Raw genomic sequence first — 17,469 nt, forward strand, 5'->3', positions numbered from 1 at the left:
TAAAATCCGGAGACAAAGGCGGACGCTAACGCTCCTCCGATTCCAAATTTCTGCTCCATGACTCCAGCCTCTCTGGAGACTGCAAAGCGAAAAAGATTGCATACGGGGTGGCGGCAGGGGGAGAAGAACCCGGAGGAACAATATGGAGTCATTACGCAAACATTTGGACCTCCGGCCGCTGTTGTCTCCGGATTTCTATGATTTATACCGCACAGCGGATAAAATCCGGAGACAAAGGCGGACGCTAACGCTCCTCCGGTTCCAAATTTCTGCTCCATGACTCCAGCCTCTCTGGAGACTGCAAAGCGAAAAAGATTGCATACGGGGTGGCGGCAGGGGGAGAAGAAGCGGGCAGCAGCAAAAAAGAACTGTCATCTGACAGTCCCCTCGCACACAGCTTATTAACACACTATAATATTAGGATTTCTACGGATCAGTTCTTTCTCAACCAGTCTGTACCGATGGTGGGCAATCGTACAAATAAGAGCATTGGGGCCGTTCATAAGGTTAAAATAAGCAGCTTTGAAAGCTCTGTCCAGACGTGATACGTTATCAATGTTAACTGCCGCCCCCCGATTTACGATGCTGAAATGACATCCGGTGCTGTTAAGCGCACTGACCCAGTAACGCAAGGGACCCACGATGTAATATACGCCTTCCCTCGTATGTACCAGGATAGACTGTGATTCGCTAGTATTGCACTTAAGAAACATGATGTCCTGGAGTTCGACAGAGATGATCCCGCCAGATCCGTCCGGAGTTTCGGTCACGGATAAACAATTCACGGAACACACTCTACTTTCTTATTGATTGTTAAAAAGAAGACAATCCGTGCCAAAACAAAACACAGCACGACTTACATTTTTTTCTAAATATAATGCTATTATATTCAATATTTATCTAACCGTATAGCAAATTTTTAGAGGATTATAGCATGAATCAGACAGCCAAAAACTTGGCTACGCTTTGCAGAAAGTTATGCCGAAATGTTAATCAGAGAAACTGGTCGCCGATCGCAGTGAATCGTTGTAAATTCCCGATGGTTCTGCAATACTAGCTATAAATTATGAATTAAAGGGGATTAGATTATGGAACCCGTTGCACCTAAGGGCAGCTACTCACTGGTTGGCGCACGATCCGCTATCGCGGCAGGTTATCGTCATACCGTCGGGCTTCATTCGGACGGCACCGTAACGGCTGTGGGCGATAATAAATATGGCCAATGCAATGTAAGCGGCTGGCGCAATATTGTGGCAGTTGCGGCGGGTAATGCTCACATAGGTAGTGCTCATACTATCGGACTTAAAATGGATGGTACGGTGGCAGCTGTGGGGTGGAATAAGTATGACCAATGCAATATAAGCGGCTGGCACGATATTGTGGCGCTTGCAGCGGGTTGGCGTCGTACCGTCGGGCTTCAATCGGATAGCACGGTGGTTGCTGTGGGCCGAAATAATGAAGGCCAATGTAATGTAAGCGGCTGGCGTGAGATCATAGCGGTTGCAGCTGGTGACTGGCATACTGCCGGGCTTAAATCGGACGGTACGGTGGTGATAGCCGGCAATAACCGGTATGGACAAAGCAATGTCAGTGACTGGCACGATATAGTGGCGGTTGCGGCGGGGTACCTTCATACCGTAGGGCTTAAATCAGACGGCACAGTGACGGCTGCGGGTTGGAATAAGCGTGAACAATGCAATGTAAGCAGCTGGCACGATATTGTGGCAATTGCGGCGGGTAGTAGTCATACGATCGGGCTTAAATCTGACGGCACGGTGGCGGCTGCGGGCTGGAATGAGCATGGGCAATGTAATGTAAGCGGCTGGCGTGATATTGTGGCGGTTACAGCGGGTTGCGCTCATACGATCGGGCTTAAATCAGACGGTACGGTAGTTGCTGCGGGTGATAATCAGAATGGACAATGCGATATAAACGGCTGGCGTGGCATCCAACTGCCCGGCAATTAGTTATCCGTACATATAATTATGAAAGCCATGCGACTATTTCTCTCGCATGGCTTATGTTTTGAGTTATGGTTTAAAATAACCCCTTGTATAATCTATTGATTCATCATAGTCTACGTACACATTTTGGATATTGGGCTTGTGCAAGACATCTGAGGTGTAGTAATAGAGCGGGATAATGGCCATTTGGCTGATGAGCAGCCGCTCCGCTTTTGCATACAGATGCATTCGCTCACGGGGCTCGGGCTGCTGCCGTGCCTGCCGCAGGTAAGTATCATATTGCTTGTTACTCCAGCCAGAATCATTATCCGAACTCCAGGAGGCGAACAGTTCCAGAGAAGAGGCTGGATCGTTATAATCTGCCGTCCACCCGGCTCTGGCTATCGAATAATTCTGATTAATACGATTATTGAGCATCTGCTCCCAGTCCTGGACCTCTACAGTTGCAGTAACCCCCAGATTCTTCTCCCAATTGTTAATTATCTTCGCGGCGATGAATTTATGATTGCCTTCGTTCACAATAATTGAGAACTCCGGCATCCTCGCAAGTCCTGCTTCCTTCAGTCCCTCCTGGAGCAGCTTCTTGGCTGTTTTAACATCTTCATTAAAGTATGGCTGATCTGATAATTCTGACCGGTAGGTCTGCATAGTCCCATGAATTGTCAGTGGAACAAAGCCAAAAGCCGGCGTGCCGTAGCTAAGTGCTTCGCGGTCAATTGCCATGGCTAGAGCTTGACGAACTTTTAGATTGTTAAAAGGGGCTTGAGACAGATTAAATTGATAGAAATAGGTTGAACCCGTAGGCATTTCATAAAGTTCGCTTGAGGTTGGTGAGCTTAACAAGGAATAATCAAGAGGACCGGTCCCCCCACCGCCTAGCCAATCGGTTTCACCATTTATGTAGGCCGCTGTAGATGAGTCACTTCCCGCTGATGGAACAAGAAACTGAACTTCTGAGAATTGAATCTCCTTTGCTCCATAATAGTTGGAATTCTTGACCAAGACGATTTTGTAAGTGTCCCATGCTGCAAGCTTGAAAGGGCCGTTTGTTACAAAAGACTTTGTGCTGCTTGCCCAGTTTTTATTGGCTTTGGCCACTGCTGCATTAACCGGAAGGTAGATACTTTCCGCAAGCATCTGAAGGAAGGTATAGTTTTTCTCTGCAAGAGTAACTTGAAGCGTATAGTCGTTCAGCGCCTTTATCCCTACTTTTGAGGCGTCTTTCTGCTTGCCGTTGTGATAGCTCTCTGCCCCGGCAATCATGAACATTTTGAATGCCAGACTATTGGAAGCTTGCGGGGACAACGCCCTTTTCCAGGCATATTCGAAATCCGATGCTGTTACAGACTGCTGGTTACTCCATTTGGCACTGGATCGCAGCGCAAAGGTGTACGTCTTGCCGTCATTGGATATTTTCCAAGACTTCGCTATTCCAGGCACTGCCTGACCGGACTCATCCAGACGGACCAAGCCTTCAAATAAGCCTTTAATTACCGAAGATGCCGTATCATGAACAGCTGGAGCAGGATCAAGCACTGCAGGAATAGCGTCCACACCAATCCTTAAGACCTGCTTCGCTCCTATCGCTGATACCTCCTTGCCTTCCATCACACTAATACTCATAAGCAAGCTCAAAGCCAAAAGCACGTGAAGCAGCTTTTTCATTCATAATCCCCCTCTATCGCTACTAAATTTAACCATATTCAATCATAGCACGAAATCATTCAGCAGGAGGGTCCTAACGGGGATGGAATCTGATATTTTATTAACTGCGAAGCCATGCTTTTATTCGGGCAAGCCGTAGCAAAAAGAGCCCTCCATCATGTTCTAAGAACACATGAAAGGCTCTGCCTTGGCGTTCATATCAAAAAAAGTTGAATTATTTGACGTAGTCGTTCATCTGCAGCCAGGAAGCGCAGGCTCCCGTCCAGCCGCTGGTATGCGGCTCCCCGGTGGCGAGCCCCAAACCATGTGTCCCGTGGGTATAGACATGAAGATCAAACGGAACCCCCTGGCGGCGCAGCGCAGCGGCGAGCAGCAGGCTGTTCTCCACCGGCACACTCTCATCATCCGCGGTATGCCAGAGGAATGCAGGCGGTGTATCAGCTGTAACTTGCAGCTCGCCGCTGAGCTGACGGACCAGCTCCTCAGCGGGATGCTCTCCGAGCAGATTGGCCTTTGAACCTTCATGCGTCACGCCTTCCATCATGGAAATGACCGGGTAACAAAGGATCGAGAAATCCGGCCGGCAGGACTGGCGGTCCAGTTCCTCGCCCGCTTCCGGATTCCCCCGGTCAAATAAGCTGGAAGCAGTCGAAGCCAGATGTCCCCCGGCTGAGAATCCCAGGATTCCAAGCCTGCCCGGATCAATTCCATATTCATCTGCCCGCAGGCGGATAGTGCGCAGCGCTCTCTGAGCATCCTGCAGTGCACTTGGATATTGATATGGTGCTACGCGGTAACGCAGCACAAAGGCTGAAATCCCGAGCGTATTCAACCACTCGGCTACTGGACCTCCTTCATGATCTGCACGCAGCCAATAGCCGCCTCCCGGACAGATCAATACTGCGGCATTCCCCTTGCCTTCCACCAGATACGGCGTAATCGCCGGACAATCTTCCTCGCTGCTTCCCAGTGCTCCCGGAGCCCCCTCCGGCCATAACAATAATGTTTCCATCTGCATCCCTCAAGCTTTCTTCTATAATAGAATAATTAGTCTAAGGAGTTGCTTTACCCTCGACCATTAGTCTATCAAGCCCTTACAATTCATGCAATCCGGTAATGACAAGATCCGCCTCACGCAGCACGTCCGTTCTGCCGATGCCGACCACCTGCATGCCTGCCGCTTTTCCTGCTGCCACTCCCGCTTCCGCATCTTCGAACACCACACAATCCCGGGGCTGCAGCCCAAGCTCATGGCAGGCCGTCTGAAACACCTCTGGATCCGGCTTCGCTCTGGATACTTTGTTGCCGTCAACAACAGCGTCGAACATCCCGGCAATATTCAGCTTACCCAGAATAAACAGCGCATTTTTGCTGGCTGAACCAAGAGCGATTCCCACACCCTTTTTCCTCAGCCTGATCAGATACTCTCTTACGCCGGGCAGCAGCTCAGACTCATCCAATTGCGAGATGTATTCTACATAGAGACGGTTCTTCTTCTCCGCCATCTCAAGCTTCTCGGCCTCCGTAAATTCCATGCTGCCAATCTCCAGCAGAATATCGAGCGACGCCATCCGGCTGACTCCCTTCAGCCGTTCATTATGTTCTTCTGTAAATTCGAAGCCAAGCTCTCCGGCCAGTGAACGCCAAGCCAGAAAATGATATTTAGCCGTGTCCACAATTACACCGTCCAGATCAAAAATTGCGCCTTTCATTTGCTCCAGCATGTTTTCCTGTCCTCCCTAATCTTGAACATTCTGCAAAGACTATAAAGCGCCTTGCTGTTCATCTGCGGTTATTGCCCCTGCCAGCTGCAGCGCAGCCGCACTCCCGGCCGGCACAGCTGCCGTTCACCGCCAAACGTAATCAGCGCCAGGGCATTACGATTACCCGTAGCTGCAGTCACTGTAATCTCATTACGGCTAATCCGCAGCCTGAAACCGTCCCCATGCAGGAGCAGCGGCAATTCCACGGCATTCCAATGCTCCGGCAATGCTGGTTTGATGTAGAGCGCCTCACCGTCAAACTGCACGCCCGCAAAGCCGAGCACTGCCGCCATCCAGGCTCCCCCATTAGCAGCCGGATGCGTTCCGCCAATATAGAGGTCTCCGACATACTGCTTGGACTCTCCGGTAAGATCCACGGTTGCGGTCCGCATAAAATAAGGATACCCCCAATCCGGCGAACCGATATCGGCGGCCACCAGCGCATAGATACACGGGCTGAGGCTGGAGCCGTGCTCTGTCCGAGGCTCATAGAACTCCCAGTTCGCCTGCTTCACTTCCTTGGAGTAGGAGCTTTTGAACAGATTAAGCATCAGCACAACATCGGCTTGTTTCAAAATAGTAGTTGTCGTCGCCAGGCCATTGCCCCCGCCCCAATATTCGTTTTTGTGGATGACTCTTGATTTCAGTTCTGCGAGCCCCACCTCTTCCAGCTGGAAATAGCGGTCGAATTGCTCGATTAGCAGTGTTTCCGGATCGGGCTGCGGCACATAGAAGCTGTCCAGCATCGTTTGGAATTCTTTCAAAAACGGGCCGTCCGCGAATTGCCCGGTCAGCTTCCGGAACTCCTTCGGGAATTTGGCCTGCAGCAGATCTGCACTCTTTAGCGCTACCTCCAGCGTTTCTTTCACCAGGGCATTCGTGAACGCATTGTTGTTCACCCGCTCATGATATTCATCCGGCCCGGTAACATCGAGAATCTCATACCGCTGTTTGACCGGATTATAGTAGGCATAAGAATAGAAGAAGCGCGCACATTCCCAGATCACCTCAGCACCACCATCTGTCAGTAAGGTGTCATCTCCGGTGAACATCACATACTGCCAGATCCCGTGCACCACGTCTGCACTGATATGCACCTGCTTGTCGCGGAAATAGGTGCGCACCCTGCGGCCGGTAAACACATCATTAACATTGAAAAGGGTACAGGCATCATCACCGGAATCCTGGCTTTCCCAGGCGTAGAACGCGCCTAAGAATCCGTATTCTGCCGCCTTCTGTCGCGCCCCTTCCAGCGTATGGATGCGGTACATCAGCAGATTACGGGCTGTCCTGGGATCACTATGGAGGAAAAAAGGCAGCATGAACATTTCCGTGTCCCAGAACACAGCGCCTTTGTACACTTGCCCCGACAGCCCCCGGGCCGGTATCGAAACTTTCTCCGACCGGGTTGGCGCAATAATCAGCAGCTGATAGATGCTGTACCGCAGCGCAAACTGGGCGGCATCATCCCCTTCAATCATACAATCACTCTGCAGCCATCTCTCCTCCCATGCATCACGGTGAGCCTCAAGCAGACGATCATAACCCGCTTCTTCCGCCGCACGGACATTCCGCTCGGCAAGTATAGCCGGATCGCCGCCGGCATCAAGCCCCGTGTAGACCGCGGCAAATTTAAACCATTCATATGTCTCTCCTGCTCTGGCATCGAATGAGATTACCCGGATTGCACTGTCACCGGCTGTTTCTTGTGCATCGAAGCTGAATACTGTCCTTTCAGCTACTGACACCGACACCCCCAGCTCACCAGTAACCGCACTTGAGCGGAGCACGCCTTCCACGAACTGCTCCTGCCGCGCATACAGATGCGGGCCGTTTATATCCCATACATCCCCATCGATTCCGCTCTCAATCTCAATCCGGCAATCCGCCGTACTGCGTATGCTTAGCTTGCCGGCCAGTAGATGCAGCTGATCCATGCTGATGAACCGTTCAGCAGTGAATACCAGCTGTCCGCCTCCGGCGAGGCCGTATACCGTCTCCCGTTTGTGGACTGCGCCGCGTATATCAAGCTCCTGTGTATGTGTCTCGGGCTCAGTATCCAGCACTCCGAGCTGCTGTCCGTTGCAGCTGAGTCTGGTGAACAGCCCGTTCGGGGCGTTCACCGGCTCGCGCCACTTCCCGCCGGCCTGATCATATACACCGGCCAAGGTGACCGCGGCAAGCTGTTCCTTGCCGAATTCCTCCAGCGTACCACGGTATCCCATATAACCGTTGCCGGTCATAAATTTATTCCCGTTCGTCGTGATCCGCTCCCGGTCAAAAACCTGATCCTGTACGGTCCAGCTCATCCGGCCATCATCCCTTTCCCCAGCGGGAGTACGATGCGGTCTGCCCCAACCGTGATCTGCTGCCCATCCATAATGATCTCTGTGCATCCGCCGGAGGCGGCCTGTATCCGCACTGAATCCTTAGTAACCTCCAGCTTCAGCAGAACTCCCTCGTACAGGACCTGGAAGCTGTAGGAGGTCCAGCGTTCCGGCAGCGAAGGCTGGAAGCTTAGCCGTTCCCCGTCCGAGCGCATGCCGCCGAAGCCGTAGACGATGTTCATCCAGGCAGCCGCAATGGAGGTTGTATGCAGGCCCTCGCGGGTGTTGCGGTTATAATTGTCGAGATCAAGCCGGGTTGCAAATTCGAAGAAATGATAGGCTTCCTCCGGTTTGCCGATTTCACTGGCCAGAATCGAATGGATGGATGGTGAAAGCGATGATTCATGAATACAGCGCGGCTCATAATATTCGTAATTGGCACGCTTGGCTTCCTTGGAGAATTGTCCGCTATAAAGGAACATGAACATCAGTACATCAGGCTGCTTAATCATGTCATAGCGGTACAGGCGGTCATAAGACCAATTCGAATACAGCGGAAATTCCGTCACCGGAATCGAATGAATATCAATATGCGGCATATCAAAAAATCCGTCATGCTCTTCATAAACACCGCTATCTTGATCTAACGGAATCCGCATATGCTCCGCCTTGCTGCTCCAGTCTGCCAATTCGTCTTCACGGAGCGCTGTCTTAGCAGCCAGTTGGGCGTAGGCCTCTGGCACTGCCGCCTGCATATGAGCCACCGTTTCCAGGGTATATTCGAACAATTTTTTAGCCATCAGGTTGATGTAGCAGTTATTGTTCACCATTAATTGGAATTCATCAGGACCCATTACGCCAAAATAACCGAACTGGCCGCTGCGTGCCCCCCATTGACCGCGTGTAGCATAAAACCGGCTGATCTGAATCAGCATTTCAGCACCTTTACTGTAGAGGAATTCCCTGTCTCCCGTATTTTTTACATAATGCCAGATACCGTAGGACACAGCCGTCCCGACATGAAGCTGCAGGTTAGAGTGCTGCCACAGGTCGCAGCTTTCGGTTCCGTCAATTGTCGCAATCGGAAAGCAGGCCCCCTCGCAATCCACATCCCTGGCCCGCTGAATCGCCTCGGGCAGTGTTTTATAGCGGAATTCCAGCAGGCTCTTGGCCGCCTTCGGATTGTTGAACATATAGAACGGCAGACAGTACGACTCCGTATCCCAGAAAGCAAGCCCGCGGTAGGCTTCACCCGTCAAGCCTTTTGCGCCGATATTATAGCCGGGATGGTCGCCATGGTACGTCTGGTACAGCTGAAAAATACAAAAACGGATGCCCTGCTGATTCTCCGGGTCACCTTCAATAACGATATCGCTGGTCTCCCAAATCCTTGTCCAGTATTCGGTTTGAGCGTTGAATATTTCAGCCTCATTTAGCCCTGCAGTTGTTGCAGCAAGCTCCATCCCTTCTTTCCATAGTACGTCTGCTGACTTGGAACCGCTGCTATCCGCACAATTGACGGCAAGCTTCGTATAATGGACCTTTTTTCCTTCTATTAAAGGCAGGGTGAACGACTCTCCGATAAATTTATCCCGCTCTACACGAGATGGACTGAATTGGACCGGAGACTGCAGGACAAACCCGGAAAACAGCTTATTACCCGTAGTCAGTGTCTCCGCCATAATTGCGGTAATCCCGTCCGCCCCTCCGCTGCGCAGACCTCTCCACATACTCTGGCCCCGTTCCTCATGGATCATCCCAAAATCAAGACCCGTACACACCTGGACATTGCCCGAGAAATTTAGCGGCTCAAAGGCAACTCTCTGCAGTCCGAGATGGGACATGGTCATACTGACCAGCCGGGTAAAGGTTAGTTTCAGTTGTTTGCCGTTCTCCAAATGCCATATAAATTCGCGGCAATAGGTGCCGGTACGGAAATCCAGCCTGCGGCTGTAATCCGATATCTTACTGAAAGCCAAATCCAGCTGTTCGCCGTCAAGCGTAATCCGGGTATACAGCCAGTCCACCGCATTCACCATATAGCGCAGAGAACGGATAATGCCTTTGTAATGGTTGCCGATCGCCTGCTCTTCATTCAGGCCGTTGAAATAGCTGCCCGGGAGCGTATCCCCGCTGTAGCCTTCCTCAGCATAACCTCGCACACCCATATACTCATTGCCCAGTGAAAAAATCGATTCCGAGGTCCGGTTCCGCTCCTGATCAAAGTCCTCTTCAATAATTGCCCAAGGGTCGACCTTTAAATATTTATCTGCTACTTTTGCCATATCTGAATTCTCCTTCTCCCGAGTGTCAACGCTCATATCCAGCGTACCTTTCAGGAGATAAGAGGCCAATGTCCGACTGTATCAGAGTTATGTGCATTTTTACGGAGATAAAAAAAACAGCCTCCCCACAATTGTGTAAATTGGGAATTGACTGTTATAATAAACGATAACTATGGATTTTCTCCCCCTGTTACGGTGAAAATCATATTAAATCTCACACGTTCGAAGTGAAAATTATCACAATGTTAAAAATTCGACACTTTTTATCGAAAATTTTTAACCATTATGAGGAATTACAAGGTATAATTAATTTAAAATTTACTGAAAAACTGAGGGAATAAAGGGGATGTCGATTATGATAAAGGAACATTACAATGTTATCGAAGCCCACGGAAATACAAACTGTTTCTCCGAACAGAACTTTAACAGACTTCTGGTCACAATGAAAGAACGTATGGTCCCTGAAGGATCACATCTGTTCTGGGAGGGTGACTACTCGGATAAATTGTTTTATATCAAACGTGGACGTGTGAAACTGACCAAATCTACCGACGAAGGCAAAGAACTGATTCTTTATATGTATCAGGCTGGTGACATGGTAGGCCAAGCTGACCCGTTCTTCAGCACGAAGCACAGCTTCACTGCCGAAGTAATTGAGGAAAGCGAGGTTGGCGTAATTGAGCAGAAGGATCTGGAGATTCTGATCTGTCAGCACTGCGACTTCGCCATCGACTTTATGAAATGGATGGGTATCCATCACCGTCTCACACAGACGAAATTCCGTGACTTGATGATGTACGGCAAACCAGGCGCACTCTGCTCCACACTGATTCGTCTTGGCAACACCTACGGCGAGAAGAATGGTGACAATATTCTGATCAACAAGAAAATTACGCATACGGATCTGTCCAACATGATCGGTGCTACCCGTGAGAGTGTCAACCGGATGCTGAGCGATCTGCGTAAAAAAGATGCAGTTGAATATGAGAATGGCATGATTGTCATTAAGGATCTTAGCATGCTGCAGGAAATCTGCCATTGCGAATTATGTCCTAACGAAATTTGCCGTATCTAATTTCCTAGTAACATTACCCTCTATTCTCCTCATTGAATCATATATGGCCCAAATATTCTGCACAATAAAATAGAGTGGTCAAGGCGCTTATCTGGCGTCTTTTTTCTTATGTATAAGTTCTATGGCTTCCCAAGCACTTTCATCTCCCAATGCTCATGGTAACCTGTCTGAGAAGGTAGACATCCGCTGGTAAGCCACTCTGCCGCAAGCACTGCAATAGGCGACGCCGAGTCCAGGGTTATTGCCGGTAAATCCACCCATACACAGCCGAGGGAATCCTGCATGGCAAAGGTTGCGATATCGGAAACCGGGTGATCTTCATTGATCTCAACCGTATACAGTGCAGCAATGTGATGCATATGTGTAAAAGAATCCTCTTGATAGCGCACAAAAAAATCAAAGGCTCCCAGGTTGTTCTTCACCCGGACAGACAGTCCAGTCTCCTCCAGGAACTCACGCACCAGTCCGTCTGTCAGCGCCTCGTTCTCCTCCAGCCGCCCCCCGGGAAGATCGAATCTTCCGGTATACGCCCCTCTGCCTTTGTGAATAACCAGCAGCCTACCGGCCTGCTCACAAATCCCGTAAACCCCAAAATGGTTAAAGCTCTTCATTGTGGCCCTCCCTCGGACATTCCTAAATTCCAGTGTAACAAAAAAACTGCCCTGAGGGCTATTGCCTCAGAACAGTTTATCAGTACATGCTTAATGTTTGCTGAATTTTGAGCGAACCGGAGAGATCAGCCAATACGCCATACCGACGAACAGACCGCCGCCGATTATATTTCCCAGTGTGACCGGAATCATGTTGTGAATCCAGCCTGCAACCGTTACCGTCTCTGGATGATTCGGCAGCAAAACGGCCACACTAAGCAGTGTCATGTTAGCCACGCTATGCTCATAACCACTGGCGATGAAGGCGAACAGACACCACCAGATAAGCACCAGCTTGGCAGCTTCACTTTTAGCACGTGAAGACATCCATATGGCTAGACAGACCAGCCAGTTACAAAGAATCCCCCGGAAGAACAGCTCTGAGAAGGGAAGTGTCATCTTTTTGGCTGCTGCAGCGAAAATCAGATGCTCCGCAGGTGCAGCCTTGAACAATCCGGTCCCCTGAATCAGCAGGGCAAGAATAATTGCCCCGCCGACATTGCCTATAAAGACGATAACCCAGTTCTTGAGCGTATCCCACACCGTAGTTCTTCCGGCAAGTGTACTTACCGTAAAGAACATATTGTTACCGGTAAACAGCTCTGAGCCCGCAAAGATAACCAGTGTCAGCGCGATCCCGAAGGAGGCTCCCATTACCAGCGGCTGAAACGGTGATTTGATTGCAGCCAGAGGCGCACCAAGGGAGAAGATAAGGATAATTCCGATTCCGACATAAGCCCCGGCCAGTAATGCAGCCAGAAAATACCTCGGCAAACTCTCATTCATTTTGTCACGTTTGCTGACTGCTGCCTCTACGATGTTCTCGACACTTTGCGTAAACATCTTTCCACCCCGCCATTTCTCTACATAGTTTAGCTTTGGATCATTGTTTCTTACAGGATGACATTTACGTTATCGCCATCCACCGTAACGGGGAATGTGGCAACGATGCCTTTATCCGGAGCTTGAACCTCTCCAGTGCGAAGATCGATCTTCCAATCATACAGCGGATCATACAGATAATAGCCGGATACAATTCCTTCAGCCAGCGGACCGCCTTTTGGATGCGGACTCCGGTTTTCCACGGCATAGAATTGGTCATCAGAAGTCCGGAATATAGCCAGCTCCACCGGACCGCAGGTGACTACACGGCCTATCTGCGGCAGGAAATGCTGAAGCGTGCCTAGCGTATACTTAAGTTTTGTGCTTTCCATCGTCTTCTCTCCTTTAGGTTCCGTTTTAGAGGTTAGCTTTTTCGAACAGTGCACTGCGGGTATTATCATCATCCAGCATTTTTTTCCATGGATCTGAAACCTGGGCCAAGGCAAAATCAATCCGTGCAGCCAGTTCCTTGCGGTTCTCCGCATTATCCATAATCACGCGCTGGATGTTCTCCAGACCCATTCGTTCCACCCACTCGGAGGTTCTTTCCAGATAGTTCCCGGTTTCACGGTAGTACTGCATAACGGCTGAACAGACCTCAACCAATTCTTCATCCGTCTTCACCTTGCAGAAGGCATCAGCGATACGCGGCTTAATTCCGCCGTTTCCGCCAATGAACACTTCCCAGCCGCCGTCATTGCCGACGATACCGATATCCTTGGTGCAGGATTCCGCACAGTTACGCGGGCAGCCGTTAACAGCCATTTTGAATTTGGCCGGGAAATCAAGCCGTTCATATTTGCGCTCAAGCATAGCTCCTACACCCATTGAGTCCTGGGTGCCGAAGCGGCAGAACTGGTTACCAACACAGGTTTTGACGGTCCGAAGCGACTTGGCATACGCATAACCGGATGGCATATCCAGCTCTTCCCAGACTTTAGGCACATCCTCTTTTTTGACACCAATCAGGTCCAGACGCTGTCCGCCGGTTACCTTCACTACCTTCACATCATATTTAATGGAGACATCGGCAATCCGCTTCAAATCCTCCGGTGTAGTTACACCGCCATACATCCGCGGAACGACGGTAAATGTGCCGTCCTTCTGGATATTCGCACTCATACGCTCATTAACGAAGCGCGATTCCTTCTCGTCCTCATGCGTGTCCGGATAGATCATGCCCAGGTAGTAGTTCACAGCCGGACGGCATTTGGAGCAGCCCTCAGGCTGTTTCCAGTCCAGTACATTCATGACTTCTTTGGTAGTCTTGAGCCCTTTGGCCGTAATCTCGGCTACAATCTCATCACGGCTGAGTGTTGTACAGCTGCAAATGCCGGCTTTGGCACTCTCCTGGAAGCTGTCACCAAGGACAAACTGGAGAATTTGTTCCACGACAGGCTTACAGCCGCCGCAGGAACGCGTGGCTCCGGTGCAGGCTTTGATTTCATCCACAGTGGTAAATCCGTTCTCGGTCACTGCATCGACAATCGCTTTTTTGGTGACCCCATTACAGCCGCAGACGATTTCTTCATCGGCCATTGCCTCAACAGACATTCCTTGTTTGGCTCCGCCCCCGCCGCAGCAACCGGTGCCCATGACTTCACTGTAGATCTCATCGGTCATCTCTGCGCCTTGCTTCACCAGCTTCTGCAGGCTGGCCGATTCGGTAACATCACCGAACAAGACGGCGCCGACGATCATATTGTCTTTGAGCAAAATCTTTTTGTAGGTTCTCTTCCACTCATCTTTAGCTGAAATAACCGTATGCTCAGCTGTTTCCGTAAATTCACCTGCGGAGAATACATCTACTCCGGAAATCTTCAGCTTCGTAGCCACAACCGATCCTTCATACGGCTGGGTAGCGGCACCGCACAAATGCTTTGCCAGCACCATACCCTGTTCAAACAGCGGTGCTACCAGACCGTAGCAGGTCCCGCGGTGTTCCGTACACTCTCCGACAGAATAGACATTCTCCATAGAGGTCTGGAGATAGTCGTTCACGACAATCCCGCGGTTAACTGTAATACCGGAGTCTTTGGCAAGCTGAGTGTTCGGCTTAATGCCGACAGCCATCACCACGAAATCCGCCTGGAGCTCCGTACCGTCACTGAATCGCAGACCGTTAACCCGCTCTTCGCCTGTCAGCTCCACCGTCTGCTTACCCATGGCAAACTTCACGCCTTGACGTTTCAGTTCAGCCTGCAGCATGGACGAAGCGGTATGATCCAGTTGCCGCTCCATCAGGTCTTCCAGCAGATGCACTACTGTTACATCCATGCCGAGATTAACCAGACCTTTGGCTGCTTCGAGTCCGAGCAATCCGCCGCCGATTACCGCTGCTGTACGGTACTGTTGTGCTGCCGCCAGCATGGCATCGCAATCTGCGATATCGCGGAAGCCGACTACGCCTTCTTTGGTGCTGCCCGGAACGGGAAGAATAAAAGAGTTCGAGCCTGTTGCAATAATCACTTTATCGTATGAAACACTTAAACCGTTATCAGCGATGACCTGACGGCTTTCTTCATCAATCCGGACTACAGTAGTCCCCGTATGCAGGGTAATATGGTTGTCCTCATACCACTGGCGGTCATTCAAAATAATGTCCTCAATGCTTTTGCTGCCTTCAAGAACATATGACAGCATAATCCGGTTGTAGTTAGGATGAGGCTCGCTGCCGAAGATGGTAATATCATAAGCGCCGCCCAGCTTGAGAATCTGTTCAATTGTGCCTACGCCTGCCATCCCGTTGCCTATTAATACTAATTTTTCTCTCTCCACTCTCACTGTTAAAACCTCCCCGAAGCATCTGAATTCCTATGAAAATATATCTCGTAAGAGAATTATACATTTTAAATTTGAACTGCATTTGTGATTGTAATCACATTAAATGTGAATCTTTTCACAATTTACATGCCGTGTTAGCTTATAACGATTCGATGGATGTTTCCAACTAAAACAGCCATGTTCCTCTGCAGCCGGTAGCGGCAACAGAGAAACATGGCTATAGACAAAGACTAGTCAGAACACAGCATCACTATCGCAGTACAAGTGATAACTCCAGTTCGTCCTGTATCCTCAGCTTCATATCGATACCGCTGTCCAGCAGCGTCTTATCGTTCAATTTCAGCTTCCATTCCTCATTGGTAAGCGGTTTATACTCCTTTACAGTCAGCACAGTCTTATTATTCTCCGCCAAATGAACAATTCCGCTGCTCATCAGCAGTCCCCTTACAGACAGATTTTCCGTAAACGGCTGAACGTATGAATGAGTCAGCTCCGGCTGCTCACTCCCCCCGTTCACTGTAAGGATAACAGGCTGAAAAGGGGTATTGGGTGCTGCCGCCTGCGCAGTAATCACTATACTATCTTCCTGCTTAACTCTGGTATTCATATCTGTAATCCGCTTGTCGTTCAATTTGATTTCCCACACCATATCTTTAGCCAGTGACACTTTATTTACAGTAAGCAGCGTAGATCCGTCTTCAGCAAAAGTGACGAGACCGCTGTTCTTAAGCAATTCCTGGATCGTTATCTCCTGCTTATACGCATCACTAAGCTGTCTGCCTGAACTCCCTGTCAGATCATTGTCTCCCACCTTAAGAGAAAAACCAGGCTGGGTTGCCCCGGCGTCTGCAATATTCCCCTCCAGATTGCTATTAAGCGCAGAACAGCCTCCCATGATCACGATAAATAGAAGTCCCAGACATACGCGCCCCATCAACTTCACTGACATTCCCGGCACCGCCCTTTTTTGCCTGATCACAGCTTCCAGCATTTCCTCAGGCTTGTAGTCTTTATGTATAATGTCCTTTTCGCTTCATTATTTTCACATGATTTATTAATTAAGGCAATATGAACATGGCCCTTCTGCTTAAAAAAAATATCTCAGCCATCGCAATTCCGGCAGTGCAACAAAAAAAGTCCCCGCAGGGACTTCTTTTTACGATACATTGGATTATTGGTAACGCAGGAAGAGGTTATTATTCTCCAGATGCACATGCTCGAAGGTCATTCCTTCCAGCTCCTCGAGCCGGGCATACGTCAACCGGTAAGTCGTGCAGGCATGCTCGGGCGGGGTAAAGTCATTCGTCACCGCGCGGAGCTCACGCAAAATCTCGCCTGCCCCATCATGTTCCGCTTCCAGACCGGACAGCAGACCGCGCAGTTCAGCCAAAGCTTCCTCGCTCGGATTCGCGCTGTAAGCCAGCATTTTTGGAAACTCAATTTCTTCTTCCTGTGCTGTATGCTTCAGCAGATCTTCACGCAGCAGGTTGAATAAGCGGTAAACTTCGGCCAGATGCGGGGAATCCTCGCCGTGGACACGGAATACCTTGGTTACATTCTGGCTGATCAAAGGCAGCTCTTCACGCAGGTAACGGTGATGCTTGTTCACGATATGTTCCACCAGTTCCTCTGAAGATGCTCCATTCCACTTGGTGTCTTCCTCTAGCACAGGATGCTCCTGGGCCAGCTTGTGCAGATCGCTTAGCATCGTATCCGCATCAAGCCCTTTCTCTGCAGCTGCCTCCGCCAGCGGCTTCACTCCTCCGCAGCAGAAATCGATCCGTTGTCCTTTGAAATAATCAGCCGCCTTAGGAAATTGCAGTACGATATCTCTCACCAGATCCTCGCCGCTAAAGCTAAGCGCTTCTGTTGTATGGTTCAATTGATTGGCCGTCATATGGGGCCCTCCCTCACGTTATTGGTTTAGGTTTTTCTTTACTCCTACACCATAACGCTCACCGGAATCTCAGTTTGTGATTGTACGCACAAATACATAAAATTTTATTGAACATGGAGAAAATGAAAACAAACCGCATAAAAAAACACCTCTTATAGAGGTGTTTTCCCAGAATAG

The 17,469-nt window shown here is 49.9% G+C and carries 14 protein-coding genes; 2 read left to right on the plus strand and 12 right to left on the minus strand.

From position 1 onward, the window contains the following. Positions 1–401: 401 nt before the first annotated feature. Positions 402–794 carry a LytTR family transcriptional regulator DNA-binding domain-containing protein gene (locus QU597_RS28790; RefSeq protein ID WP_369698827.1) on the minus strand — a complete coding sequence of 131 codons (393 nt, stop codon included), beginning with the start codon at positions 792–794 and terminating at the stop codon, positions 402–404. A 294-nt stretch (positions 795–1,088) separates the two neighbouring features. On the opposite strand from QU597_RS28790, the gene QU597_RS19730 reads away from it, so the two are divergent. After that, on the plus strand, positions 1,089–1,967 hold the full coding sequence (locus QU597_RS19730) for an RCC1 domain-containing protein (RefSeq protein WP_310829476.1): 879 nt from the start codon (positions 1,089–1,091) through the stop codon (positions 1,965–1,967). A gap of 63 nt (positions 1,968–2,030) precedes the next feature. On the opposite strand, the gene QU597_RS19735 is transcribed toward QU597_RS19730, so the two are convergent. The 5 genes from QU597_RS19735 to QU597_RS19755 all read right to left on the minus strand — a co-directional run bounded on the left by QU597_RS19735 (position 2,031) and on the right by QU597_RS19755 (position 10,004). Then, complete coding sequence (locus QU597_RS19735) at positions 2,031–3,629, minus strand: peptide ABC transporter substrate-binding protein (protein ID WP_310829477.1); 1,599 nt, start codon at positions 3,627–3,629, stop codon at positions 2,031–2,033. A gap of 214 nt (positions 3,630–3,843) precedes the next feature. After that, complete coding sequence (locus tag QU597_RS19740; RefSeq protein ID WP_310829478.1) at positions 3,844–4,641, minus strand: alpha/beta hydrolase; 798 nt, start codon at positions 4,639–4,641, stop codon at positions 3,844–3,846. 82 nt (positions 4,642–4,723) lie between these two features. Further along, positions 4,724–5,353, minus strand: coding sequence for a beta-phosphoglucomutase (gene pgmB / locus QU597_RS19745; RefSeq protein WP_310829479.1), 630 nt, complete (start codon positions 5,351–5,353; stop codon positions 4,724–4,726). A 68-nt stretch (positions 5,354–5,421) separates the two neighbouring features. Continuing rightward, complete coding sequence (locus tag QU597_RS19750; RefSeq protein WP_310829480.1) at positions 5,422–7,701, minus strand: glycosyl hydrolase family 65 domain-containing protein; 2,280 nt, start codon at positions 7,699–7,701, stop codon at positions 5,422–5,424. After that, a complete protein-coding gene (locus QU597_RS19755) occupies positions 7,698–10,004 on the minus strand; it encodes a glycoside hydrolase family 65 protein (protein WP_310829481.1) in 2,307 nt (768 codons plus the stop codon). The genes QU597_RS19750 and QU597_RS19755 overlap by 4 nt, the downstream gene beginning before the upstream one ends. Positions 10,005–10,359: 355 nt before the next feature. Here QU597_RS19755 and QU597_RS19760 point away from each other — a divergent pair, with 355 nt between their 5' ends. After that, positions 10,360–11,079 (plus strand): Crp/Fnr family transcriptional regulator, encoded by a 720-nt coding sequence (locus QU597_RS19760; protein WP_370656199.1) that lies wholly within the window; start codon positions 10,360–10,362, stop codon positions 11,077–11,079. Between the two features lie 119 nt (positions 11,080–11,198). On the opposite strand, the gene QU597_RS19765 is transcribed toward QU597_RS19760, so the two are convergent. The 6 genes from QU597_RS19765 to ric all read right to left on the minus strand — a co-directional run bounded on the left by QU597_RS19765 (position 11,199) and on the right by ric (position 17,292). Next, positions 11,199–11,690 carry an NUDIX hydrolase gene (locus QU597_RS19765; protein WP_310829482.1) on the minus strand — a complete coding sequence of 164 codons (492 nt, stop codon included), beginning with the start codon at positions 11,688–11,690 and terminating at the stop codon, positions 11,199–11,201. A gap of 90 nt (positions 11,691–11,780) precedes the next feature. After that, the gene (locus QU597_RS19770; protein ID WP_236332106.1) at positions 11,781–12,572 is read right to left on the minus strand and encodes a formate/nitrite transporter family protein; all 792 of its coding nucleotides are present in this window, start codon (positions 12,570–12,572) and stop codon (positions 11,781–11,783) included. 50 nt (positions 12,573–12,622) lie between these two features. Further along, entirely contained in the window at positions 12,623–12,943 is a 321-nt protein-coding gene (gene nirD, locus QU597_RS19775; protein WP_206101285.1) for a nitrite reductase small subunit NirD, read from the minus strand. Positions 12,944–12,968: 25 nt separating this feature from the next. Further along, a complete protein-coding gene (gene nirB / locus QU597_RS19780; RefSeq protein WP_310829483.1) occupies positions 12,969–15,395 on the minus strand; it encodes a nitrite reductase large subunit NirB in 2,427 nt (808 codons plus the stop codon). 250 nt (positions 15,396–15,645) lie between these two features. Continuing rightward, on the minus strand, positions 15,646–16,344 hold the full coding sequence (locus tag QU597_RS19785) for a hypothetical protein (protein ID WP_310829484.1): 699 nt from the start codon (positions 16,342–16,344) through the stop codon (positions 15,646–15,648). Positions 16,345–16,566: 222 nt separating this feature from the next. Next, positions 16,567–17,292 (minus strand): iron-sulfur cluster repair di-iron protein, encoded by a 726-nt coding sequence (gene ric, locus QU597_RS19790; protein WP_310829485.1) that lies wholly within the window; start codon positions 17,290–17,292, stop codon positions 16,567–16,569. Positions 17,293–17,469 lie beyond the last annotated feature (177 nt).

The organism is Paenibacillus pedocola (assembly GCF_031599675.1).
Classification (GTDB): Bacteria; Bacillota; Bacilli; order Paenibacillales; family Paenibacillaceae; genus Paenibacillus_AQ; species Paenibacillus_AQ pedocola.

What these genes read in the sequence shown, in the direction of transcription:
- nirD (WP_206101285.1), bottom strand. Translation starts at nt 12,943, where the DNA reads ATGGAAAGCACAAAACTTAAGTATACGCTAGGCACGCTTCAGCATTTC.
- QU597_RS19765 (WP_310829482.1), bottom strand. Translation starts at nt 11,690, where the DNA reads ATGAAGAGCTTTAACCATTTTGGGGTTTACGGGATTTGTGAGCAGGCC.
- QU597_RS19740 (WP_310829478.1), bottom strand. Translation starts at nt 4,641, where the DNA reads ATGGAAACATTATTGTTATGGCCGGAGGGGGCTCCGGGAGCACTGGGA.
- pgmB (WP_310829479.1), bottom strand. Translation starts at nt 5,353, where the DNA reads ATGCTGGAGCAAATGAAAGGCGCAATTTTTGATCTGGACGGTGTAATT.
- QU597_RS19735 (WP_310829477.1), bottom strand. Translation starts at nt 3,629, where the DNA reads ATGAAAAAGCTGCTTCACGTGCTTTTGGCTTTGAGCTTGCTTATGAGT.
- QU597_RS19760 (WP_370656199.1), top strand. Translation starts at nt 10,360, where the DNA reads ATGATAAAGGAACATTACAATGTTATCGAAGCCCACGGAAATACAAAC.
- QU597_RS19750 (WP_310829480.1), bottom strand. Translation starts at nt 7,701, where the DNA reads ATGAGCTGGACCGTACAGGATCAGGTTTTTGACCGGGAGCGGATCACG.
- QU597_RS19770 (WP_236332106.1), bottom strand. Translation starts at nt 12,572, where the DNA reads ATGTTTACGCAAAGTGTCGAGAACATCGTAGAGGCAGCAGTCAGCAAA.
- QU597_RS19785 (WP_310829484.1), bottom strand. Translation starts at nt 16,344, where the DNA reads ATGTCAGTGAAGTTGATGGGGCGCGTATGTCTGGGACTTCTATTTATC.
- QU597_RS19755 (WP_310829481.1), bottom strand. Translation starts at nt 10,004, where the DNA reads ATGGCAAAAGTAGCAGATAAATATTTAAAGGTCGACCCTTGGGCAATT.
- QU597_RS19730 (WP_310829476.1), top strand. Translation starts at nt 1,089, where the DNA reads ATGGAACCCGTTGCACCTAAGGGCAGCTACTCACTGGTTGGCGCACGA.
- ric (WP_310829485.1), bottom strand. Translation starts at nt 17,292, where the DNA reads ATGACGGCCAATCAATTGAACCATACAACAGAAGCGCTTAGCTTTAGC.